The sequence below is a fragment of the Leclercia sp. LTM14 genome, from assembly GCF_023736175.1.
GTDB classification, from domain to species: domain Bacteria; phylum Pseudomonadota; class Gammaproteobacteria; order Enterobacterales; family Enterobacteriaceae; genus Enterobacter; species Enterobacter barmai.
Genome location: NZ_JAIKTT010000008.1, coordinates 107,240 through 129,928 on the forward strand (window position 1 = coordinate 107,240; position 22,689 = coordinate 129,928).

General features: G+C 57.5%; 19 protein-coding genes and 2 pseudogenes. 10 read left to right on the plus strand and 11 right to left on the minus strand.

Translation table 11 applies throughout. From position 1 onward, the window contains the following. Positions 1–3: 3 nt before the first annotated feature. From lgt to rppH, 3 genes are all read right to left on the minus strand, one after another. Positions 4–876 (minus strand): prolipoprotein diacylglyceryl transferase, encoded by an 873-nt coding sequence (gene lgt, locus K5I40_RS16310; protein WP_039029899.1) that lies wholly within the window; start codon positions 874–876, stop codon positions 4–6. Between the two features lie 185 nt (positions 877–1,061). Beyond that, positions 1,062–3,308: a phosphoenolpyruvate--protein phosphotransferase gene (gene ptsP, locus K5I40_RS16315; RefSeq protein ID WP_039029898.1), complete on the minus strand. Its 2,247-nt coding sequence runs from the start codon at positions 3,306–3,308 to the stop codon at positions 1,062–1,064. A gap of 12 nt (positions 3,309–3,320) precedes the next feature. Then, entirely contained in the window at positions 3,321–3,851 is a 531-nt protein-coding gene (gene rppH, locus K5I40_RS16320) for an RNA pyrophosphohydrolase (RefSeq protein ID WP_223075426.1), read from the minus strand. Between the two features lie 443 nt (positions 3,852–4,294). Here rppH and K5I40_RS16325 point away from each other — a divergent pair. The 4 genes and pseudogenes from K5I40_RS16325 to K5I40_RS16340 form a co-directional block, all read left to right on the plus strand. Then, positions 4,295–4,393 (plus strand): annotated as a pseudogene (locus tag K5I40_RS16325) (hypothetical protein); the annotation flags it as partial. A gap of 143 nt (positions 4,394–4,536) precedes the next feature. Continuing rightward, positions 4,537–5,229: a DNA mismatch repair endonuclease MutH gene (mutH, locus tag K5I40_RS16330; protein WP_138370526.1), complete on the plus strand. Its 693-nt coding sequence runs from the start codon at positions 4,537–4,539 to the stop codon at positions 5,227–5,229. A 98-nt stretch (positions 5,230–5,327) separates the two neighbouring features. Further along, positions 5,328–5,576 (plus strand): YgdI/YgdR family lipoprotein, encoded by a 249-nt coding sequence (locus K5I40_RS16335; protein ID WP_251929627.1) that lies wholly within the window; start codon positions 5,328–5,330, stop codon positions 5,574–5,576. Between the two features lie 116 nt (positions 5,577–5,692). Further along, a complete protein-coding gene (locus K5I40_RS16340) occupies positions 5,693–6,733 on the plus strand; it encodes an NADP(H)-dependent aldo-keto reductase (protein ID WP_039029895.1) in 1,041 nt (346 codons plus the stop codon). Positions 6,734–6,839: 106 nt separating this feature from the next. Here K5I40_RS16340 and lplT read toward each other — a convergent pair whose 3' ends face one another. Then, positions 6,840–8,033 (minus strand): lysophospholipid transporter LplT, encoded by a 1,194-nt coding sequence (gene lplT / locus K5I40_RS16345; RefSeq protein ID WP_039029894.1) that lies wholly within the window; start codon positions 8,031–8,033, stop codon positions 6,840–6,842. Beyond that, entirely contained in the window at positions 8,026–10,185 is a 2,160-nt protein-coding gene (aas, locus tag K5I40_RS16350) for a bifunctional acyl-ACP--phospholipid O-acyltransferase/long-chain-fatty-acid--ACP ligase (RefSeq protein ID WP_223075427.1), read from the minus strand. Before aas ends, lplT begins: the two co-directional genes overlap by 8 nt. Positions 10,186–10,607: 422 nt before the next feature. Between aas and galR the strand changes: the two genes are divergently transcribed. Then, a complete protein-coding gene (galR, locus tag K5I40_RS16355; RefSeq protein ID WP_138370524.1) occupies positions 10,608–11,624 on the plus strand; it encodes an HTH-type transcriptional regulator GalR in 1,017 nt (338 codons plus the stop codon). Here the strand turns inward: galR and K5I40_RS16360 are convergent. From K5I40_RS16360 to K5I40_RS16375, 4 genes and pseudogenes are all read right to left on the minus strand, one after another. Continuing rightward, positions 11,585–12,061, minus strand: coding sequence for a GNAT family N-acetyltransferase (locus K5I40_RS16360; protein WP_223075428.1), 477 nt, complete (start codon positions 12,059–12,061; stop codon positions 11,585–11,587). The genes galR and K5I40_RS16360 overlap by 40 nt on opposite strands. Beyond that, positions 12,058–12,831 (minus strand): GntR family transcriptional regulator, encoded by a 774-nt coding sequence (locus tag K5I40_RS16365; RefSeq protein WP_039029890.1) that lies wholly within the window; start codon positions 12,829–12,831, stop codon positions 12,058–12,060. Before K5I40_RS16365 ends, K5I40_RS16360 begins: the two co-directional genes overlap by 4 nt. A gap of 90 nt (positions 12,832–12,921) precedes the next feature. Beyond that, positions 12,922–14,349, minus strand: a complete 1,428-nt coding sequence (locus K5I40_RS16370; protein ID WP_223075429.1) for a glycoside hydrolase family 1 protein — start codon at positions 14,347–14,349, stop codon at positions 12,922–12,924. Continuing rightward, positions 14,346–15,682: pseudogene (locus K5I40_RS16375) on the minus strand (PTS sugar transporter subunit IIC). Before K5I40_RS16375 ends, K5I40_RS16370 begins: the two are co-directional and overlap by 4 nt. Positions 15,683–15,973: 291 nt before the next feature. On the opposite strand from K5I40_RS16375, the gene K5I40_RS16380 reads away from it, so the two are divergent. Beyond that, positions 15,974–17,011, plus strand: coding sequence for a LacI family DNA-binding transcriptional regulator (locus tag K5I40_RS16380; protein WP_039029887.1), 1,038 nt, complete (start codon positions 15,974–15,976; stop codon positions 17,009–17,011). Here K5I40_RS16380 and lysA read toward each other — a convergent pair. Next, a complete protein-coding gene (gene lysA / locus K5I40_RS16385) occupies positions 16,981–18,243 on the minus strand; it encodes a diaminopimelate decarboxylase (RefSeq protein ID WP_223075430.1) in 1,263 nt (420 codons plus the stop codon). The two genes, K5I40_RS16380 and lysA, sit on opposite strands and share 31 nt — an antisense overlap. Positions 18,244–18,362: 119 nt before the next feature. On the opposite strand from lysA, the gene K5I40_RS16390 reads away from it, so the two are divergent. Further along, positions 18,363–19,301, plus strand: coding sequence for a LysR family transcriptional regulator (locus K5I40_RS16390; RefSeq protein ID WP_223075431.1), 939 nt, complete (start codon positions 18,363–18,365; stop codon positions 19,299–19,301). Here the strand turns inward: K5I40_RS16390 and K5I40_RS16395 are convergent. Next, complete coding sequence (locus tag K5I40_RS16395; protein ID WP_223075432.1) at positions 19,288–19,980, minus strand: aspartate/glutamate racemase; 693 nt, start codon at positions 19,978–19,980, stop codon at positions 19,288–19,290. The genes K5I40_RS16390 and K5I40_RS16395 overlap by 14 nt on opposite strands. A gap of 137 nt (positions 19,981–20,117) precedes the next feature. Between K5I40_RS16395 and K5I40_RS16400 the strand changes: the two genes are divergently transcribed. From K5I40_RS16400 to K5I40_RS16410, 3 genes are all read left to right on the plus strand, one after another. After that, entirely contained in the window at positions 20,118–20,441 is a 324-nt protein-coding gene (locus K5I40_RS16400; RefSeq protein ID WP_114385821.1) for a cupin domain-containing protein, read from the plus strand. 451 nt (positions 20,442–20,892) lie between these two features. Then, positions 20,893–21,783, plus strand: coding sequence for a carbohydrate ABC transporter permease (locus K5I40_RS16405; RefSeq protein ID WP_039029882.1), 891 nt, complete (start codon positions 20,893–20,895; stop codon positions 21,781–21,783). Then, on the plus strand, positions 21,776–22,678 hold the full coding sequence (locus K5I40_RS16410) for a carbohydrate ABC transporter permease (RefSeq protein WP_039029881.1): 903 nt from the start codon (positions 21,776–21,778) through the stop codon (positions 22,676–22,678). The genes K5I40_RS16405 and K5I40_RS16410 overlap by 8 nt, the downstream gene beginning before the upstream one ends. Positions 22,679–22,689 lie beyond the last annotated feature (11 nt).

The window sequence follows — 22,689 nt, forward strand, 5'->3', positions numbered from 1 at the left end:
TCCTCAGGAGACCTGTTGCTGTGGACGACGATACGCCCAGACCATCATTGCAATACCCGCGACGATCATCGGTACAGAGAGGATCTGCCCCATGCTGATGTACTGCACCCACGCACCGGTAAACTGCGCATCCGGCTGGCGGAAGAATTCAACGATGATGCGGAACGCGCCATACCCAATCAGGAACAGGCCAGATACAGAGCCCGTCGGACGCGGTTTACGGATAAACAGGTTCAGAATGATAAACAGCACGACACCTTCCAGCGCCATTTCATACAGCTGCGACATATGGCGCGGCAGGACGCCGTAGGTATCGAAAATCGACTGCCATTCCGGGTGCGACGGCAGCAGCGCCAGATCTTCGGCACGAGACTGCGGGAACAGCATGGTAAAGGATACGCTCGGATCGACGCGGCCCCACAGCTCACCGTTGATGAAGTTACCGAGACGACCTGCTCCCAGACCAAACGGGATCAGCGGCGCAATAAAGTCAGCAACCTGGAAGAAGCTGCGTTTGGTGCGTTTCGCGAAGATGATCATCACCAGGATGACGCCAATCAGGCCACCGTGGAAGGACATCCCGCCGTCCCAGACGCGGAACAGGTAGAGCGGATCGTTCAGGAAGACCGGGAAGTTGTAAAACAGCACGTAGCCGATACGACCGCCAAGGAAAACGCCGAGGAAACCGGCATACAGCAGGTTTTCCACTTCGTCTTTGGTCCAGCCGCTGCCAGGACGTTTGGCGCGACGGCCAGCCAGCCACATGGCAAAGACGAAACCGACAAGATACATCAGTCCGTACCAGTGAAGCGCAACGGGTCCTACTGAGAAAATGACCGGATCAAACTCCGGAAAATGCAGATAGCCACTGTTCATCTGTCACCACAAGATGTTGTTATTCCGCTGAAAGTGGACAGCGGTAGCGAAGCGCGCAGAGGAATACCCTGCGCTCCAAAGTTGCGAATCATAGCACAAGCGAGCGTGGAGGTTGCGCCGGAGATGTAAAAGATGTGTATAGGGGGTTGTATCCCTCTGCCCGAAGGTCGAGGGATACCCGGGGCTTAACGCCCGCCGCGGATCAGCCCGCCCATGCCGCGACGTTCCATAAAGGCCGCCACCTGATGACGCACTTCCGTCGCCAGCTGTGCTTCAAGGCTGCGCTGCGCCAGCTGCTGGGCCTCTTCATAGTCAATATGGCGCAGCAGATACTTCACGCGGGCCACAGATCGACCGTTCATGGAGAGGTGGCGGAAGCCGAGGCCAATCAGGATCGCCACACACATGGAGTCGCCAGCCATCTCGCCGCATAAACGCAGGTCGATACCGTTCGCTTCCGCCTCGCGGGCAATCATCGCCAGCGCACGCAGCATCGCCGGATGCAGACTGTCGTAAATGCTCGCCACCCGGGTGTTGTTGCGATCTACCGCCAGCATGTACTGGGTAAGGTCGTTGGTGCCCACCGAAATAAAGTCGACGCGAGCAGCCAGCTGCGGAAGCATAAAGACCATCGACGGAACTTCCAGCATCACGCCGATACGCGGTTTCGGTATTTCGTAGCCGATCATCTCTTCGACTTCACGCCCGGCACGTTCAATCAGACGACGAGCCTCATCGATCTCATCAATGCTGGTGACCATCGGCAGCAGGATACTGAGGTTGCCGGTCGCCGCATTGGCACGCAGCATGGCGCGCACCTGGATCAGGAAGATCTCCGGCTGATCGAGAGTGATGCGGATCCCGCGCCAGCCCAGGCACGGGTTCTCTTCGCTGATGGGCATATAGGGCAACTGTTTATCCGCGCCAACGTCCAGGGTACGTAACGTCACCGGTTTGTCGTTGAACATCTGCAACATGCCCTGATACTGCGCGACCTGCTCCTCCTCAGAGGGGAAGCCGCTTTGCAGCATAAACGGGATTTCCGTGCGATAGAGACCGATGCCATCGATGCGGCTGCCGAGCTTCTCTTCGTGTTCCGGACTTAACCCGGCATTGAGCATCACCTTGATCCGCTCGCCGCTTTTCAGCGCGGCGGGCTGGTTAACGTCATCTTCCGCCAGGCGGCTCAGCTCGTTCTCTTCGCTGATAAGCTTTTGATATTCCTGCAGCAGGACCGGTTCAGGATCGACCAGCAGCTCGCCGCGATAGCCGTCAACCACCAGGGTTCGCCGGTGCAGCGCAGAGGGCTGAATATCAGCGCCCATAACGGTCGGGATCCCAAGCGCGCGCACCATAATGGCGGCATGGGAGTTAGCAGCACCGTCGCGGACCACGATCCCGGCCAGCCTGTCCTGCGGCAATTCCGCGAGCGTGGTCGCAGAGAGCTCATCCGCCACCAGCACAAAGCGCGGTGGCCAGGTATTGGCCCCCTGAATGGTGTCATCGAGATGGAACAGCAGGCGCTGACCTAAAGTACGCAGATCCCCGGCACGCTCTTTCAGATAGCCATCGGTCAGGGCGGCAAACTGTTCGGCGAATTTTTCGATGATCTTTTTGACCGCCCACTCCGCCACGGAGCCACGGTCGACTTCGTCAAACAGTTCCCGGCGCAGTCGGGCATCGGACAGCAAGTGCGAGTAGAGATCGAAGATCGCCGCCGTCTCTTTTTGCGCGCCGGCAGCAAAGCGCTTGCTGTAGCGGCGAAACTCGTTAGCGGCCTCTTCCAGCGCGCCGGTCAGGCGTTCGCGTTCAAGGGCTGTGTCCAGCGTCGAGGCTTCGTAAACCTGCTCCATCAGCGGCAGCGTGGCGTCCATCCAGCCTTCTGCGATCGCCACACCAGGTGAGGCCGGTAAGGCGCGAATGCGCGTCTGCCGGTACTGACCAAAGAGTGCAGCAAGCTGAGACTGGGAGAGGATCGCCGCCATTTGCGTGGCCAGCGTAACGAGGAAGGACTCTTCGCTTTCGTCGTACTGACGCAGTTCACGCTGCTGAACCACCAGCACGCCCAGCAATTGACGACGCTGGATAATCGGCACGCCGAGGAAGGCGCGGAAGCGCTCCTCTTTTACCGAGGGGATATATTTAAAGCTGGGGTGCTTTTGTGCATCGGCAAGGTTGATGGGTTCAGCCAGACGCCCGACCAGACCCACAACGCCTTCATCAAACGCCAGCGCAACGGTACGGCCACGCGGTTTTTTTAATCCGCGCGTGGCCATAAGGTAGTAACACCTGCGGTCGTGGTCGGCCAGATAGACCGAACATACCTCGGTTTCCATCGCAAGGCAGATATCCGTGACCAGAATATCCAGCGCCTCGTTGAGCCGTGGGGCACTGGCCACCTTCTCGACTATTTCGCGCAGGCGGGTGAGCATAATGTGCGTAGCTTAACCTCTTTTACGTCGCCAGGCAGGTGCGCTCTGCGGCTTAGGAGGGGCCTCCTGAAGCATCATTACGGCACTTGCGAACTCTTTCATTACCCTGCGGTAAACGTCGCGCTTAAATGACACGACCTGACGAACGGGATACCAGTAGCTGACCCAGCGCCAGCCATCGAACTCCGGCGTGCTGCTGGTTTGCATATTGATATCCGCATCGCTGCTCACCAATTGCAGAAGAAACCATTTCTGTTTCTGGCCGATACATACCGGCTTTGTGTCCCAACGCACCAAACGCTTCGGTAACTTGTAACGCAACCAGTTGCGGGTCGAAGCCAGAATGCGGACATCCTTGCGGCTTAAGCCAACTTCTTCGAACAGCTCCCGATACATCGCTTGCTCTGCGGACTCTCCCGGGTTAATCCCCCCTTGGGGAAATTGCCAGGAGTGCTGACCATATCGCCGGGCCCATATTACCTGACCCTGGCGATTACAAATTACGATACCTACATTCGGGCGGTAGCCATCGTCATCAATCACCGGACTACCCCAAAACTAAACCTTATATATAAACGATTGTTTCACACTCCAGAGAGGCGGTAAACCACTCTCTTTGTGGCCTGGAGCCTAATAACATTTGAATAACTCACAATTATCAGCTGAGTTATAAACAGATGACCGCTCAAAAGGGCAATTTTATTCACTTTTTCTGTGGATAGAGTTGTGAAGAAGTGTGGAATTACCGATGGACAACCCAGATCACTCTGAATATTGCAGAGATTAGCGATTTTTACAACTCTCTATATTTCATGTAGTTAAATTATGAATTGTGTGAAATACACAGCATAGTGTGATGCAGGTCACCAGAAAGATCCTGGAGCTGATGAAAGATCGAACAACGTTGATTTTATCCACAGATTGTGCCAATAAGTTAGGCACATTTTGTCTGATTTTTCGATTTTCGTCCCACGTCAAGGCTGTAAATGGAAACAGTAGTAGGGGTTATTCCCAGTTATCCCATTTTTCTGTGGATAAGTGGGTGTAAGATCCTGTTTATTGTCAGTGACCAGTTTTGGACAACCGGGATATCCACTTAGCAGCATAGCGAACAAAAGCAATAAAAATACATATAAATCATTCACCTGGCGCATGCAAAAAGAAAAAGATAAACTCTCCCTGTGCGGTGGAAAACTGCTGTTCACTTTTTAACCAAAAGGCAATAACCATGCTCCCCCTGGCTCCCCTGACTTCTCCCCCTGCATCCGAAGCGGTGTTACTGCAACAGGCGCAGCGCCTGGCGGGATACTCGCTGGGTGAACTCGCCGCTCTGGCTGGCCTGCCCATTCCTCCCGATCTCAGGCGTGATAAAGGATGGACGGGCGTGCTGCTGGAGCTATGGCTGGGGGCCAGCGCGGGCAGTAAACCTGAACAGGATTTTGCCGCATTGGGTGTTGAGCTGAAGACCATTCCCATCGACAGCGCGGGCCGCCCGCTGGAGACAACGTTTGTCTGCGTCGCACCGTTAACCGGCAACACGGGCATCACCTGGGAGAGCAGTCACGTGCGGCATAAGCTGAAGCGCGTACTGTGGATCCCGGTCGAGGGGGATCGCGCGATCCCGCTGGCCGATCGCCGCGTCGGAGCGCCGTTGATCTGGAGCCCGGACGAAGAGGAAGATCGTCAGCTGCGTCTGGACTGGGAAGAGTTAATGGACATGATCGTGCTGGGCCAGGTTGAACGCATCACCGCCCGCCACGGCGAAGTGCTTCAGCTACGGCCAAAAGCCGCCAACAGCAAAGCCCTCACCGAAGCCATCGGCGCGCGTGGCGAACCGATCCTCACCCTGCCCCGGGGCTTTTATTTGAAAAAGAACTTCACGGGCGCGTTGCTGGCGCGTCATTTTTTACTGAATACGTAACTTTTTAAACGGAATCTTGCCGTTTATCACATATTTGCCTGTTTTTTCAGATTTCACCGCTTTTAGAAAACCCTCTGCGGAGTTATTACTACACTAAGATGAGATACGAGCCAGGTGGAGGTCATAAAGATGAAAAATGGGCAGTAATAATCTCGGCTGTTGGTTTAGCGTTTGCCGTTTCAGGTTGTAGCAGCGATTACGTCATGGCGACAAAAGATGGTCGCATGATCCTGACCGACGGCAAACCCGAAGTCGACGATGATACCGGGCTGGTCAGCTACCGCGATCAGCAGGGTAACAATATGCAGATTAACCGCGACGAAGTTTCCCAGATTATCGAAAGATAGTAAGAAAGGTCAGCAGTTTGCTGGCCTTTTGATTTTTCGCTTCCTCTCTGTCATGTTTATATTCCTTTGTCGGGAGTTTCCTGACGCAGTTAACATGTCTAATAAGGAAGCCGGCTATGCATTATCACCGTATCCCCCATAGCGCTCTTGAGATAAGCCAACTGGGGTTGGGCACGATGACATTTGGTGAACAAAATAGCGAAGCCGATGCCCATGCACAACTCGATTACGCCGTCAGCCAGGGCATTAACCTGATTGACGTGGCAGAGATGTACCCGGTCCCACCGCGTCCGGAAACCCAGGGATTAACCGAAACTTACGTCGGCAACTGGCTGGCAAAACGCGGTAACCGCGAAAAGCTGGTAGTGGCCTCCAAGGTCAGCGGACCGTCCCGCAATAATGACAGCGGCATTCGCCCGAATCAGATCCTCGACCGTAAAAACATTCGCGCCGCGCTGGATGCCAGCCTGACGCGTCTGCAGACCGATTATCTTGACCTCTATCAGGTTCACTGGCCGCAGCGCGCAACAAACTGCTTTGGCAAGCTGGGCTACAGCTGGAGCGACAGCGCCCCCGTCGTTACGCTGCTGGAAACCCTGGAAGCGTTAACTGAGTGCCAGCGTGCGGGCAAAATCCGCTACATCGGCGTCTCTAACGAAACGGCGTTTGGCGTGATGCGTTATCTGCACCTGGCGGACAAACACGATCTGCCGCGAATTGTCACCATTCAGAACCCGTACAGCCTGCTGAACCGCAGCTATGAGGTGGGTCTGGCGGAAGTGAGCCAGTATGAAGGCGTTGAGCTGCTGGCGTACTCCTGCCTCGGCTTTGGCACCCTGACCGGTAAATATCTGAACGGTGCAAAACCAGCGGGCGCGCGTAATACCCTGTTCAGCCGCTTTACCCGTTACAGCGGTGAGCAGACGCAAAAAGCAGTGGCGGCCTATGTGGATATCGCGAAACGTCACGGGCTGGATCCGGCGCAGATGGCGCTGGCGTTTGTACGCCGTCAGCCGTTTGTTGCCAGCACCCTGCTGGGCGCGACCACCATGGAGCAGCTGAAAACCAACGTCGAAAGCTTCCATCTGGAGCTGAGCGAAGAGGTGTTAGCGGAGATTGAAGCGGTGCATCAGGTGTATACCTACCCGGCCCCGTAAAAAAAGCAACGTAGGTCGGGTAAGGCGTAGCCGCCACCCGACAAGTCGCTCCGATGCCGCATAATCGCCCGGCGGCGCTTTGCTTGCCGGGCCTACAAGGTCAAAATCACCGCCGACGCTGCCACACCCACAGTGCCGCAATCGCCAGCGCAAACAGGCCGCCAAACCCGACGCCAATGCCCACCACCGGCACACCCACTTTTACCGCCAGCGAGTAAAGCCCGAGCATCAGCAGCATGGCGGCGTTTTCGCCGAGGTTTTGCACCGCAATGGCGTTCCCTGCCCCGACGGTATGCTTCCCGCGCTCCTGCAGCAGCGCATTCAGCGGCACCACAAAGAAGCCGCCGCAGATCCCCATCAGGAACAGCAGCGCATAGGCGGGTAACAGCGCATGTTGCAGGGCAAAGATCAGTACCATCACACCAATCAAAATCCCGGCGGGCATGCAGCGGGCCACGTTTTGCAGCGTCACCAGTTTCGCCGCCGCCCCGGCACCCAACACGATCCCCACCGCCACCATAGCGTTGAGATAGGTTGGCGTGGCGTTATCGGTGATCCCCAGCGCCGTCGGCACCCACAGCACCAGCAGGAAGCGCAGCGTGACGCCCGCACCCCAGAACATGCTGGTACCCAGCAGCGAGAAGCGGGTTTCGCCGTTATGCCACAGCACGCGGCAGGCGTTAAAGAAGCTGGCGGTCATCGGCGTAAAGCGCCAGGACTGTCCCGGACGCGCCGCCGGCAGTTTCGGGATAAACAGGTTGGCGATCACCGCCCCGGCATACATCAGGGCGCAAACGCCCAGCGCCGCCAGCACGTGCCAGTCGGCCAGCACACCGCCCGCCATCGAACCCAGCAGGATCGCCGCAATGGTCGAGGCCTCCATCAGCCCGTTAGCTTTAACCAGCTTATCTCCGGTGGTGAGCTCCCCCAGGATGCCGTACTTGGCCGGTGAGTAGGAGGCCGCTCCGATCCCCACCAGCGTGTAGCCAATGAACGGATTCACGCCAAAGCAGATGCTGGCCGCCCCCAGCAGTTTCAGGCTGTTGGCAAACATCATCACCCGCCCTTTGGCGAAACTGTCCGCCACCTGGCCGACAAAGGGGGCAAAAAGGATGTAAGCGCCCACAAACACCATCTGCAGGATCGGCTGGCTCCAGTCCGGGTAAAACTGAGATTTCAGCAGCGCCAGAGTGGCAAACAGCAGCGCGTTATCACCAAAGGCAGAGAGGAACTGGGCGGCGGTTACCGCCATCATCCCTCTCGACCAGATGGAGGTGTTAGTGGGTACTGACTCACTCATTATGCGACTCCACCTGATCAACCATGCCTTTGAGGGTGACAAAGTCCGGTTTACCGCTGCCCAATACCGGAAGTTGCTTGAGATAACGAATATCGCGCGGCACGGCCAGCTCAGGGATGCCATGTTCACGCGCATGCTGCAGAAGCTGCTCGCGTTTCAGCTCGCTGTCGGTGGTAAAAAGCACCAGCGCTTCACCTTTGCTGGCATCGGCTTTCACCGCGGTGGCGTGCATTTTGTCAGGCGATACGGCCATCGCCAGCTGTTCGACCATCTCCAGCGACACCATTTCACCGGCGATTTTGGCGAAGCGCCTGGCGCGGCCCTGGATCTGCACGTAGCCCTGCTCATCAAAGCGCACGATATCGCCGGTGTCGTACCAGCCGGTTTCCACTTCGCCGTTGATGTTTTCCGCCGTCGGCGCTTCCAGCACGCCAGGGTTTTCCACCCGCAGGTAGCCGTTCATGACGTTCGGCCCTTTCAGCTGCAGGCGTCCGCCCTCTTCAATACCCGGTACGGCCAGCAGACGCGCGTCCATCCCCGGCAGAATGCGCCCGACGGTGCCGGGTTTTGCCGCCATCGGCACGTTAATGGAGACCACCGGCGCGCACTCGGTCACGCCGTAGCCTTCCAGAATGCGCAGGCCAAACTTGTCCTGCCACAGCTGGCGGGTGCTCTCCTGCAGTTTTTCCGCCCCGGCCACCACGTAGCGCACGCGATGGAAATCATACGGATTGGCAAAGCGCGCGTAGTTGCCGAGGAACGTCGAGGTGCCGAAGATCACCGTGCAGTTCCGATCGTAGGTCAGCTCCGGCACGATGCGGTAGTGCAGCGGGCTCGGGTAGAGGAACACTTCGGCACCGGTCAGCAGCGGCGTGAACAGCCCCACTGTCAGGCCAAAGGAGTGGAACAGCGGCAGCGCCGACATAAAGCGATCCCGGGCAGTAAAATCGGCGATGGTTTTGATCTGTTCGACGTTAGCCAGCAGGCTTTTATGGCTGTGAACCACCCCTTTCGGATTCCCCTCCGAGCCGGAGGTAAACAGGATCACGGCCGCATCTTCCGGCTGCTGCTTCACCTGCGCCAGATGCGGCGCCAGCAGGTGGGCAAAAATCCACAGCTTGTCACCGGTGGTTACTTCCGCCTTAAGATCTTCGAGGAATACCCAGCGCACCTGGGTGAGCTGCTCCGGCAGATGCCAGAGTTTGCCTTTATCGAGGAAGGTGCGGGAGGTGAACACGGTGTTGATCTGCGCGGCGGTGATGGCGCTACTGAGCCCTTTCACCCCTGCGGTGTAGTTGAGCATCGCCGGAATACGTCTGCGGGAGACGGCACCAAAAATAACTGCCGCGCTAATCCCTGCGTTTGGCAACATCAGGCCGATCTTCTCCCCTTGCTGGCTGTATTTCTCAAGGATGCGGCCAACAAACAGCGTTTTGGTCAATAGCTTGCGATAGGTATCGGGGGCAAAATTAATGTCGTCGATGCAGTTCTTCTTCGCCCCGTAACGGTACATCGCCGACAGCAGCGATTCATACAGCGTTTCGCGCGGGCGCACCGCCATCCGGGCTTCCATCATGATCTGGTGGAGCATCTCACCGGCGATTTTACGCCGGTCGCGGGCGCGTGGCGCGTCGGGCATCGGCAGGGTGGTTGGTGGCAGCAGGTGAAGGGTGATGCGCGGGAACATGCGCTGTTTTACCAGCCCTTTCAGGCGGCTGAAAAAGGTAAGCTCCGCGCCTTCAATACGCAGCGGCACCACCGTCGCCCCGGATTTCGCCGCCACGAAGCCTGCGCCGTCATAGATTTTCATCAGCGAGCCGGTGATCGAGATTCGCCCTTCCGGGAAGATCACCACCGGACGCCCCTGGCCAATCAGACGCACCAGATGTTTGATCATCATCGGCTTGGTCGGATCGAGCGGAACAAAATCAATGAGTTTTGTCAGCCAGCGCATGTACCACTGCTGGCTCACGGAGGTGTAGACCGCAAACACCGGGCGCACGGGTAAAAACAGCGCCAGCAGAATGCCGTCTATAAAGGAGACGTGATTAGGGGTAATAAGAACGCGCTCCGCGTGCAGTGCCTGGGTGTCGCCAGTCAGACGGACGCGAAACAGAATTCGAAATAAGGTGCGGAAAAACCCAAATAGCATGTCAACTTCCTTTGCCTTTCAATGAGTAGGGTTACGGTAAATTGTGGCAGATTACACGAGAAGTGCGGTGGGAGCGACAGCCGGATAGAGACAAAAAAAACCTGCGCATCTGCGCAGGTTGGTGCAAGAGATGAGTACGCAGTACGTACTAAGAATTCTCACCAATCAATACCTCTGGGATCTCAACTGTAGCAACGGGGGTTAATTCCCTGCCAGCAGACAATCGCAACAGCCTGAGGCAAAGTGTAACCAAAGATTCAAATTCACCCGCGTCTGTCACGCTTCGCTGTGTAACGATTACACACTTTCAGATTACGTTTATCACCTTTGTGAATTGCCTCACCGCCCTGCGCTTGAATACACCTCACTTTTCCGCAACACTATTTGATGTGTAAACGCTTACCCCAACAAGAAGGTAGAGAATGGCGACTATTAAGGATGTGGCCCGAATGGCGGGTGTTTCCGTCGCCACGGTTTCGCGCGTTATCAATAACTCCCCTAAAGCCAGTGAAACCTCCCGCCAGGCGGTGCTGACCGCCATGGAGTCCCTGAACTATCACCCCAACGCTAACGCCCGCGCGCTGGCTCAGCAGTCCACCGATACCGTCGGGCTGGTGGTGGGCGATGTCTCCGATCCCTTTTTCGGCGCGATGGTGAAAGCCGTCGAGCAGGTGGCCTACCAGACCGGCAACTTCCTGCTGATCGGCAATGGCTACCACAATGAGCAGAAAGAGCGGCAGGCGATTGAACAGCTGATCCGCCATCGTTGCGCGGCGCTGGTGGTGCATGCCAAAAAGCTGTCGGATGAGGAGCTGGTGCATCTGATGAAGCAGATCCCCGGCATGGTGATTGTGAACCGCATTATTCCCGGCTACGAGCAGCGCTGCGTGGCGCTGGACGATCGCTATGGCGCCTGGCTTGCCACCCGACACTTGATCCAACAGGGGCATACCCGCATCGGCTACCTATGTTCTAACCATCCCATTTCCGACGCCGAAGACCGGCTACAGGGTTACTACGATGCGCTGCGCGAAAACGACATTCCCTGCAACGATCGCCTGGTCACCTACGGGGAACCCGACGAGCGCGGCGGCGAGCAGGCGATGACCGAGCTGCTGGGGCGCGGACGTAACTTTACGGCGATCGCCTGTTACAACGACTCGATGGCCGCCGGGGCGATGGGGGTGCTGAACGATAACGGGATTGACGTGCCGGGGGATATTTCGCTGATCGGCTTCGATGACATTCTGATCTCGCGCTACGTGCGACCGCGCCTGACCACGGTGCGCTACCCTATCGTCACCATGGCGACGCAGGCGGCGGAGCTCGCGCTATCCCTGGCGGATAAACGCCAGCCGCCGGAAATCACCCACGTCTTCAGCCCGACGCTGGTGCGTCGTCACTCCGTTGTGCCGCCGGCCGAGTCGGCCAGCGAATAGCGGTAGAGATGCACGGTTTTGTCCGGGTATTCCAGACCGTCGCCGATGTAGTGCCAGCCGTAGCGCTCATAAAAATCGCGGCAGGCGGACCAGAGATGCAGCTCGCGATACCCGAGCCCTGCGGCATGGGCTTGAACGTGCTGCTGTAATTTCCCCGCCAGCCCCTGCCCGCGCGCGGCGTCGTCAACGTACAGCGCCGCCAGCCAGGGGCAGAGATCCTGGCGAGTGATTAGATCGCAGCGCCATAACCCCACCGTGCCGAGCAGGCGTTCCCCCTCGGTGGCAATAAAGGTGAGCGGCAGCGCGCCAGGGGTCTGGCTGTGGATCACAATGCTTTCGAAAAACGCGCGCGGCACGCCGTCGCCAAAGGCCTGCCACAGCCAGTCGGTCACCTGCTCCGCGTGCTGCGGGGCGGCGTACAGCGGCTGAATATTCACACCGGCTTCCCCTGAAAAATGGGAACCGAATCAAAAAGATAACCGTCAAAGTCCGGGGCGTCCTCGTCGGAGAGCTCCAGCAGGCTCTTTTTGACATTTTCCAGATGCTGGAACATCGCCTGCCAGGCCCCCATTACGTCGCGTCGGCGCAGGGCGGCGAGAATGGTCTGACGGTCGCCCAGCCACTTCAGGCGGTACGCCCGGCTGGCAATGTGGGCATTAAACTGCTGCCAGAGCGGGCTGCTGTCCATGTTGTGCCAGACGCTTTCGACGGTCGCCAGCAGCATCTGATTCTGCGTGGCCCCCGCCAGCACCAGATGGAACATCTTGCTGTTGTCCTGGCTGTTGTCGTTGGCGGCGATGGCCCGCTGCTCCTGCTCGATGATGCGGCGCAGGTTGTCGATGTCCGCCCGGGTCGCCATCTTCGCAGCAAAGGCGGCGATGTTGCTTTCCAGCAGCTGGCGCGCCTGCAGGATCTCGAACGGGCCGACGTCGCTTGTTAACAGGCGCTCTTCCTCGTTCTCGTGCTCTTCGGGTATGCGCATCACGTAGACCCCGGAACCCTGGCGAATATCCACGGTGCCCTGCAGCTCCAGCATCAGCAGCGCCTCACGCACGATGGTACGGCTGACGCCGTAGGTTTCCGCGATATTGCGCTCCGGCGGCAGACGTGAGCCCACGGGATAGTGCCCCTGGATGATCTGGGCGCGCAAATCCTCGCCAATCTCCTGGTACTGCTTCTTTTCCGCCGGGACGACAGCCTTATCCACGTTATCACCTGTACTCTGAGTTAATGCGCGGGCCGGGCATCCTCCCGGCCAGTTTGGGCACTATGTTAGCAGAATCGTCGCGATCTTCGCCTACTTCCATTCATCGTCGATGGTCAGGGTCAGCACGCGCTCATCGCGCAGTTGCCGGAACCAGCTGGCCGATTTTTTGGCGCGTCGGGCACGATTGTTCGCCAGATCGATCTCAATCAGACCGTAGCGGTTTTTAAAGGCGTTCATCGGCGAGACGTTATCGGTGAAGGCCCATAGCATGTAGCCGTGACAGTTGGCCCCCTCCTCCCGCGCCAGCAGCGTGTAGTAAAGATGTTCGCTGATGAAATTAATGCGGTAGTTATCCTCGATCACCCCGTCGCTGTTGCGGTACTGGCCTTCGTTTTCGACCCCCATTCCGCTTTCAGCAACGAACCAGTCGATGTTGCGGTAGTCATTTTTGATACGCATCGCCATGTCGTAAATGATGCGCGGGGCGATCTCCCACCCGCGGGAGGTGTTCATCCGCCGCCCCGGGAGTTCAAACGGTTCGTAGTAGTACGCCGGATGGAACGGCGTGTCGGGATGCCAGGCCCGGGACGGGGCCTTCACCCGGTGCGGGTAATAGAGGTTGATCCCCAGTTCATCGACGGTATTGGCGGCAATCAGGGCCAGCTCGTCCTCGCTGTACTCCCACTGCACCTGATGTTTTTCCAGCAGGGTGAACAGCTCCTGCGGATAGCGACCGTGCACCAGCGGATCGAGGAACACCCGGTTGTAGAACAGGTCGTAGATCTCCGCGGCCTTTACGTCGTGGGCGGCGCGGGAACGGGGATAGGTCACTTCCGGGTTAAGAATGCAGCCCACCGTGCCGCGATAGCCCTTCTCGCGGAACAACTTCACTACCTTCGCCGTCGCCAGCACCTTGTGGTGGTTCCACTGCATCCAGGTGTGGGTATTCTGCTCATAGGGCCAGCGCAGGGCGTCAAGGTAGACCCGGGTCTGGACCACAATCGGCTCGTTAAAGGTAAACCAGCGCGTCACCACATGGTGATAGCGGGCAAAGACCTTTTCGGCGTAGCGGGTGAAAAGCTCCACCACGTGCTTCGACGCCCAGCCGCCGTAGGTTTCCAGCAGGGTGCCCGGCAGCTCGTAGTGTTCGAGGCAGATCATCGGCTCAATGCCCTGACGGTGCATCTCGGCGAACAGGGCGTCGTAATACGCGGCGTACTCCTCATCCACCGTCGCGTTTTCATAGTCGGTGAGAAAACGCGACCAGTTGATGGAGGTGCGGTAGTGGGTCAGCCCGGCCTGCTTCATCAGCGCCACGTCTTCACGGAAACGGTTGATGAAATCGGTCGCCACCGCCGGGCCGTAGCCGTTATGCCACACCTGGCGATCGTTTTTGTACCAGAGGTCGATCCAGGAGTCCTGCCCGGCTTTTTTGCCGCTCCAGCCCTCGGTTTGCCAGGCGGAGGCCGCCGCCCCGAGGATAAAGTCCCCGGGGATAGTCATCTGTTTAATGCTCATGCGTTATTCGTCGCCTCCTGATTTGCGGCCTGAATCGCGGCCTGTTCCGCACGGCGTGATGCGATCTTCACGAACGGCAGATAGATAAGAACGGCGGTGATGATGCAGATACCCTGGGTGATCACCGCCCCCATCGAACCGGCGGTAGAGAGCCAGGCGTTGATCAGCGGCGGCGTGGTCCAGGGCACCATCACCACGGCTTGCCGGCAAAACCGGTAACCGTGGCGAAGTAGCCGATGGAGCCGGTCACCAGCGGGGTGATGATGAACGGGATCGCCAGAATCGGGTTGAGCATGATTGGCATACCGAAGATCACCGGCTCGTTGATGTTAAAGATCCCCGGGCCGATAGAGAGCTTGGCGATCTCCTTCATCTCTTTGCGTTTGGTGCCGATCATCACCGCGATCAGCAGGCCGATGGTTAAGCCCGAACCGCCGATGCTCATGTACACATCCCAGAACGGCATGGTGATGATGTTCGGGATCTCTTTTCCCTGCTCAAAGGCGCTCATGTTTACGGTGATCGCCCCCAGCAGCAGTGGCTCGCGGATCGGTTTGATCATCTGATTGCCGTGGATCCCAATCACCCAGAACAGCTGGGCGACGAACATCAGCAGCAGAATGCCCGGCAGGCTTTGCACTACGCGCTCCAGCGGCTGCTGCACCACCTGGTATACCGCATCGTAGAGGTACATGCCGGTGACCTGATGGAATACAAAGCCGAAGGTGGCGATGGTGGTGGTAGTGATGATTGCCGGGATCAGCGCCGAGAACGAGGCCGACACGTTAGGCGGGACGGTGTCCGGCATCTTGATTTTCAGTCCCGGACGCCCCTCCAGCCAGCAGTAAATCTCCACCGACAGGATGGCGATAAACATGCCGAGGAACAGGCTGCGGGTATCAGAGAACTGGCGCAGGAGCACATCTTTGACCATGTGCATTTCGCCATCAACCATCATCTCAACGGTAGTCGGGGTAACGCAGATAAAGCAGATCACCGCCAGCAGGCCGGGGAACAGCGACTTGATGCCGTTAATGCGCCCAAGCTCAATACCGATCAGGAACACGGCCCCGATATTGAGGAAGTTAAGCGTGGCGTAGTTCAGGGCGCTGGTGATGGGTTTCAGCGCGGCCAGAAAAGAGAGCGACTGGAAACTGGCTAAGCCGTTCTTTGGATCCAGCACCATGTTGGAGATCAGCACCGAAAATGCGCCAACAATGATGACCGGCATTAAGGTGATGAAGGCGGACTTTATCGCCATGATATAGCGATAACTGTTGAACTTCGTGGCGAAACTGCCCAGAGAGTTGATCAGTTTTTCCTGTAATGCCATGGGGTAATACCTCAGTAAAAGGGCCTTTATTGGGATAAGGTGTTCAGCCGGCTTCTATTGGCATACCAAAAATAGCTTCTGGTGAGAATTTGTTCTGTGATTAAGCTCCCAACGCGGTAAGAGGTATCCCGGAGTGTGAATTATCGTCACTTTGGTATGCCACTTTTGCCCGGTACGCTACCCGTAACCAGAAAGCGTGATCCTGATGGGGGTTTTCCCCCTCCCGCCCGGCTTATGCCCCTGAACGTCTGTGATAAACTTCGGTGCATAACGTGGAAGCAGGAATAGCGAATGGCAACAATGCTGGATGTCTCACTGCGCGCGGGCGTGTCGAAAGCCACGGTGTCGCGCGTACTGAACGGCACAGGTCAGGTAAAAGAGAGCACCCGTCAGCAGGTCTTTAACGCGATGGAAGAGCTGGGCTATCGTCCCAACTTCCTGGCGCGATCCCTGGCGAACCGGACCAGCAACAGCATTGGTCTGGTGGTCTCGACCTTTGACGGTTTTTACTTTGGTCGCCTGCTGCAGCAGGCCTCCCGACAGACAGAAACGCACGGGAAGCAGCTGATTGTCACCGACGGTCACGACACCCCGGAGCGGGAAGAGGAAGCGGTGCAGATGCTGGCCGACCGCCAGTGCGATGCCATCGTGCTCTACACCCGCTATATGAGCGAAAAAGCGATCATGAAGCTCATCAACAGCGTGCAGATGCCGCTTATCGTCATCAACCGTGACGTCAGCCAGGCGCGGGAGCGCTGCGTGTTCTTCGAGCAGCAGGAGGCGGCCTTCAACGCGGTGGAGTATCTGATAAGCCAGGGCCACCGGGAGATCGCCTGCATGACCGTGCCGATCCACACCCCTACCGGTAAGGCGCGACTGATGGGCTATCGCCAGGCGCTGGAAAAGCACGGTATTCCCTGGGATGAAAACCGGGTGAAGTATGGCGATTCGGGGATGACGCGCGGGTACGAGCTGTGTCAGGAGCTGCTGAACGAGAAGGTGCCGTTCAGCGCCCTGTTTGCCTGTAACGACGATATGGCGCTGGGCTCGTCGAAAGCGCTGCACCAGGCGGGGCTGCGCATTCCTGAAGACGTGTCGCTGTTCGGCTTCGACGACGCGCCGTGCGCGAAGTGGCTGGAACCGGCGCTCTCAACCGTCTACCTGCCTATCGATAACATGATCACGACCGCTATCGATCAGGCCATCCGGCTGGTCAAAAGCGAGCCGATCGAAGCGATCCCGCCCTTTACCGGCACGCTGGTGTTACGCGATTCGGTGGCGACGGGACCCTGGTTCGATCAGAACAGTTCGAGGGCGAGCAGTTCCTGAATGGTCTGGCGGCGGCGGATCAGACGCGCCACGCCGTTATCAAACAGCACTTCCGGCAGCAGCGGACGGCTGTTGTAGTTGGATGACATGGACGCGCCGTACGCGCCGGTATCGTGCAGCACCAGGTAATCACCCGGTACGACCGGCGGCAGCGCGCGGGTTTCCACTTTCCCGCCCTCCTGCTGGGTAAACACATCCCCGGATTCGCACAGCGGACCGGCGACCACCGTTTCCACTAAATCAGCCTGGGTTAAATCGCGGCCGTCGGCGGCCAGCGCCGTAATGTGGTGATAGCTGCCGTACATCGCCGGGCGCATCAGATCGTTGAAGCCCGCGTCGATCAGCACGAAGTGACGGCTGCCCATCGCCTTCACGCTGCGCACCTGGGACACCAGCACGCCGGATTCCGCCACCAGGAAGCGGCCCGGTTCGATCTCCAGTTTCACCGCATGGCCCAAATGGGCGGCAATTTTATCGCGCGCGCCGTTCCACAGGCCGTAGTAGTGATCGGTATCGATCGCCTCTTCCCCTTCGCGGTACGGGATCGACAGCCCGCCACCGGCGGAGATCGCCTCCAGATCCTGACCAAACTCAACCACCTGGCGCACCATCGCGCCGCATACCTGCTCAAGGTGACCGTAGTCCACGCCGGAGCCGATGTGCATATGAATTCCCACCAGCTTCAGGTTGTAGCGCTGCAGAACTTCCAGCGCGGCAGGCAGATCGCTGTACCAGATGCCGTGTTTGCTGTTCTCGCCGCCGGTGTTGGTCTTCTGGCTGTGGCCGTGACCAAAGCCCGGGTTAACGCGCAGCCAGACGCGGTGGCCCGGCGAAACCTGACCCAGCTGTTCCAGCATGTCCACGGAACCGGCGTTGACCGGGATCTGCAGCTCGTGCACCCGGGCCAGGGTGGCGCTGTCGATCAGGTCAGCGGTAAAGACAATCGCATCGCTGTCGGCCTTGGGATCGTAGCCCGCCGCCAGCGCACGCTCGATTTCACCCAGCGACACGGAGTCGACCTTCACCCCCTGCTCGCGCATCAGGCGCAGAATATGGATGTTGGAGCAGGCTTTCTGGGCAAAACGCACCACGTCAAACTGATGCAGGGCCGCAATCTTGTCGCGAATAATCTGCGCGTCGTAAACCCAGACGGGGCAGCCAAACTCCGCAGGCAGGCGCAGCAGATTGTCGGCATTGAGGCAGGTATCGGTGTTGTTCAACGGGCGTGGCATGGTGCTCTCCGGGAATTCAATTTTTTATGATTACGCCACAGCGCGAAGAGAATAAAAAATATCGTTTTATCGCCAGTCTATGCAAAAATGATATGGATTAGTTCAACGAGGTCGCCGCCATGCCCGCTGTGAATTTACGCCATATCGAGATTTTCCACGCCGTGATGACGGCGGGGAATCTGACCGAAGCCGCGCGTCTGCTGCACACCTCCCAGCCGACGGTGAGCCGCGAGCTGGCGCGCTTCGAGAAGGTGATCGGCCTGACGCTGTTTGAACGCACGCGCGGGCGTTTGCACCCCACGGTGCAGGGGCTGCGTCTGTTCGAGGAGGTGCAGCGCTCCTGGTACGGGCTGGATCGCATCGTCAGCGCCGCCGACAGCCTGCGCGAGTTTCGCCAGGGGGAGCTCTCCATCGTCTGCCTGCCGGTCTTCTCCCAGTCATTCCTGCCTGCCCTGCTTCAGCCGTTTCTCGCCCGCTACCCGGATGTGAATCTCACCATCGTGCCGCAGGAGTCCCCCCTGCTGGAGGAGTGGCTCTCGGCCCAGCGCCACGATCTTGGCCTGACCGAAACCCTCGCCACCCCGGCGGGCACCGCCCGCCACGAGCTGCTGTCGTTAGATGAGGTGTGCGTCCTGCCTGCCGGGCATCCGCTGGCTGAAAAAGCGATGCTGACGCCGGGGGATTTTCAGGGCGAGAACTACATCAGCCTGTCGCGCACCGACAGTTACCGGCAGCTGCTGGACCAGCTTTTTGCCGAGCATCAGGTGAAACGGCGGATGGTGGTGGAGACCCACAGCGCGGCATCAATCTGCGCCATGGTGCGGGCGGGAGTAGGGATTTCGGTGGTGAACCCGCTGACGGCGCTGGATTATGCCGACAGCGGGATTGTGATCCGTCGCTTCAGTATTTCGGTGCCGTTTACGGTGAGCCTGATCCGCCCCCTGCACCGCCCGGCCTCGGCGCTGGTGGACGCCTTCAGCGCGCATCTGCAACAGGGGCTGGCGGCCCTCACCGGCCCGCTGGAGCAGCTGCTGGCCTCGCCCGTTACGAAAGCATAAATTCCACCGCATCGGCGGCGTGGATCGCGGCGGTATCAAACACCGGGATCGGGCTCTCATCCGCCGGAACCAGCAGGCCAATCTCGGTGCAGCCGAAGATCACCCCCTGCGCGCCTTGATCGGCCAGTTTCTGGATCACCTCAAGATAGTAACGGCGTGACGCCTCGCTGAAGGTGCCGAGACAGAGCTCGTCGAAGATAATCTGATTGATACGTGCCCGGTCCGCTTCGTCCGGGATCAGGCTCTCAATGCCGTACTGCGCCGTCAGTCGTCCGCGGTAGAAATCCTGCTCCATGGTGTAGCGCGTGCCGAGCAGCGCCACGCGGTTCATGCCCGCCGCCGTGATGGCCCGGCCCGTGGCGTCGGCGATATGCAGGAACGGCAGCGAACAGCGGGTTTCAATCTGCTCCGCGACTTTGTGCATGGTATTGGTACAGAGCAGAATGGCCTGCGCCCCTGCTCCCTGCAGGCCCAGCGCCGCAGTGGCGAGGATCTCCCCGGCCTTTTCCCAGTCGCCGCTGGACTGGCAGGCTTCGATCTCGTGGAAATCGACACTGTGCAGCAGCAGGCTCGCCGAATGTAATCCCCCGAGGCGCTGTTTTACCCCTTCGTTGATCAGACGATAATATGGAATGGTGGACTCCCAGCTCATTCCCCCCAACAGGCCAATCGTTTTCATCGTGCTCTCCTTTCCGGTTTCATCCAGTGAAGCAAACTTGTGATCGAGTTTCCAGTTCTCTGGTTCGACATTTCCTTTTAGCCCTCTCTGGGATAAATTAAATGAAACGATGTTTCACTATATAACAGGACATGAGCATGTTTATTTTCCACAAAGAGACGCAGCTTGAAGATCTGGGTAACGGCGTGACGCGCCGCATTCTGGCGCACGACGGCAAAATGATGGCGGTTGAGGTTAATTTTGAACAGGGCGCCGTTGGCCCAATGCATAACCATCCGCATGAGCAGCTGACCTATGTTTTGTCCGGCGAGTTCGAATTTACCATCGGTGAAGAGAAACATGTCGTCACCGCCGGGGATACGCTTTATAAGGAGCCGCATATTATGCACGGCTGCGTTTGCCTGAAACCGGGCACCCTGCTGGATACCTTTACGCCGGTGCGTGAAGACTTCCTCAAATAAATGAAAAAGGCGATGCTCCGGCATCGCCTTTTTTATGCTTAAGCGCAATTTCGCGTTATTTCAGCCGTTAATCATTCAACAAGTTAATTATATCCTCGCTAGCTTAATTGCCATGTTACAGATTTGCTACAAATATTAGTAGTTTGTATCTACCGCCAATAATTTCCAGAATACCTGAGCAAAGTCCTCTGTTTAGCCGGTTCTCTCCACCTTGCTATTCCGCGCAAACCGATAAAAATGCCACCCATCTCACCTTATTGAAACGCTGTTTCGACCTTGATCACATTTCCACTATTTATCGAATGACGTGGATTTTAATCGCAATAAAATAAATTAAAACGACGTTTTACAATTTGAAAACGATGGTTCATAAGTTTTAAAAAATTGAAACACCGGCTTGCACCAGGCGTAAAGATTCCGTTTTAAACCCTTAATTACCAGGTAGGTATGTATGAATGAAAACAAGATGCTGGGGCTGGCGTGGATATCACCCTACATAATTGGGTTGATACTTTTCACCGCCTTCCCCTTTGTCTCATCGTTCTTCCTCAGTTTCACTGAGTATGACTTGATGAGCCCGCCGGTATTTAACGGCATCGAAAACTATCGCTACATGTTTACGGAAGATACCCTCTTCTGGAAATCCATGGGCGTGACCTTTGCCTACGTATTTTTAACTATCCCGCTGAAGCTGGCCTTTGCGCTGGGTATTGCCTTTGTTCTGAACTTTAAATTGCGCGGCATCGGCTTCTTCCGTACCGCTTACTATATTCCGTCCATTCTCGGCAGCTCCGTTGCTATCGCCGTTCTGTGGCGTGCGCTGTTCGCCATTGATGGCCTGCTTAACAGCTTTATTGGCGTGTTTGGTTTTGACGCGGTGAACTGGCTTGGCGAGCCGTCCCTGGCGCTGATGTCCGTCACCCTGCTGCGCGTGTGGCAGTTCGGCTCCGCGATGGTAATTTTCCTCGCCGCCCTGCAAAACGTACCGCAGTCGCAGTACGAAGCCGCCATGATTGACGGTGCCTCTAAATGGCAGATGTTCATGAAAGTGACCGTGCCGCTGATCACCCCGGTTATCTTCTTTAACTTCATCATGCAGACCACCCAGGCGTTCCAGGAATTTACCGGTCCGTATGTTATTACCGGCGGTGGACCAACCTACTCCACCTACCTGTTCTCACTGTACATCTACGACACCGCATTCAAGTACTTTGACATGGGTTACGGCGCGGCGCTGGCCTGGATCCTGTTCCTGGTGGTTGCTGTCTTTGCCGCTATCGCCTTTAAGTCTTCGAAATACTGGGTCTTCTACTCCGCCGATAAGGGAGGCAAAAATGGCTGATATTCAACAACTCTCCACGGCGAGAAGCATCGCAGAGCGTGAAGTGGCGCGTACCCAGCGTCGTGAAAAAATTAGTGCCGGCATTCGCTATGTGATCCTGCTGTTTGTTGGCCTGCTGATGCTCTATCCGCTGGTGTGGATGTTCTCGGCGTCGTTCAAACCGAACCACGAGATCTTCACCACCCTGAGCCTGTGGCCGGCACACGCCACCTGGGACGGCTTTGTAAACGGCTGGAAAACCGGTACCGAGTACAACTTCGGCCATTACATGCTGAACACCTTTAAGTATGTGATCCCGAAAGTGATCCTGACCATTATCTCCTCCACCATCGTGGCGTACGGCTTTGCCCGCTTCGAGATCCCGTGGAAGAAGTTCTGGTTCGCGACGCTGATTACCACCATGTTGCTGCCAAGCACCGTACTGCTGATCCCTCAGTACCTGATGTTCCGTGAAATGGGCATGCTGAACAGCTATATGCCGCTGTACCTGCCGCTGGCCTTCGCCACGCAAGGGTTCTTCGTCTTCATGCTGATCCAGTTCCTGCGCGGCGTACCGCGTGACATGGAAGAGGCGGCGCAGATTGACGGCTGTAACTCCATTCAGGTGCTGTGGTACGTGGTCGTGCCAATCCTGAAGCCAGCCATCATCTCCGTGGCGCTGTTCCAGTTCATGTGGTCAATGAACGACTTTATCGGGCCGCTGATTTATGTCTACAGCGTGGATAAATACCCGATTGCACTGGCTCTGAAAATGTCCATCGACGTCACCGAAGGTGCGCCGTGGAACGAAATTCTGGCAATGGCGAGCATCTCCATTCTGCCATCCATCATTGTCTTCTTCCTGGCACAGCGCTACTTCGTACAGGGCGTAACCAGCAGCGGAATTAAAGGTTAAGAGGGAAATAT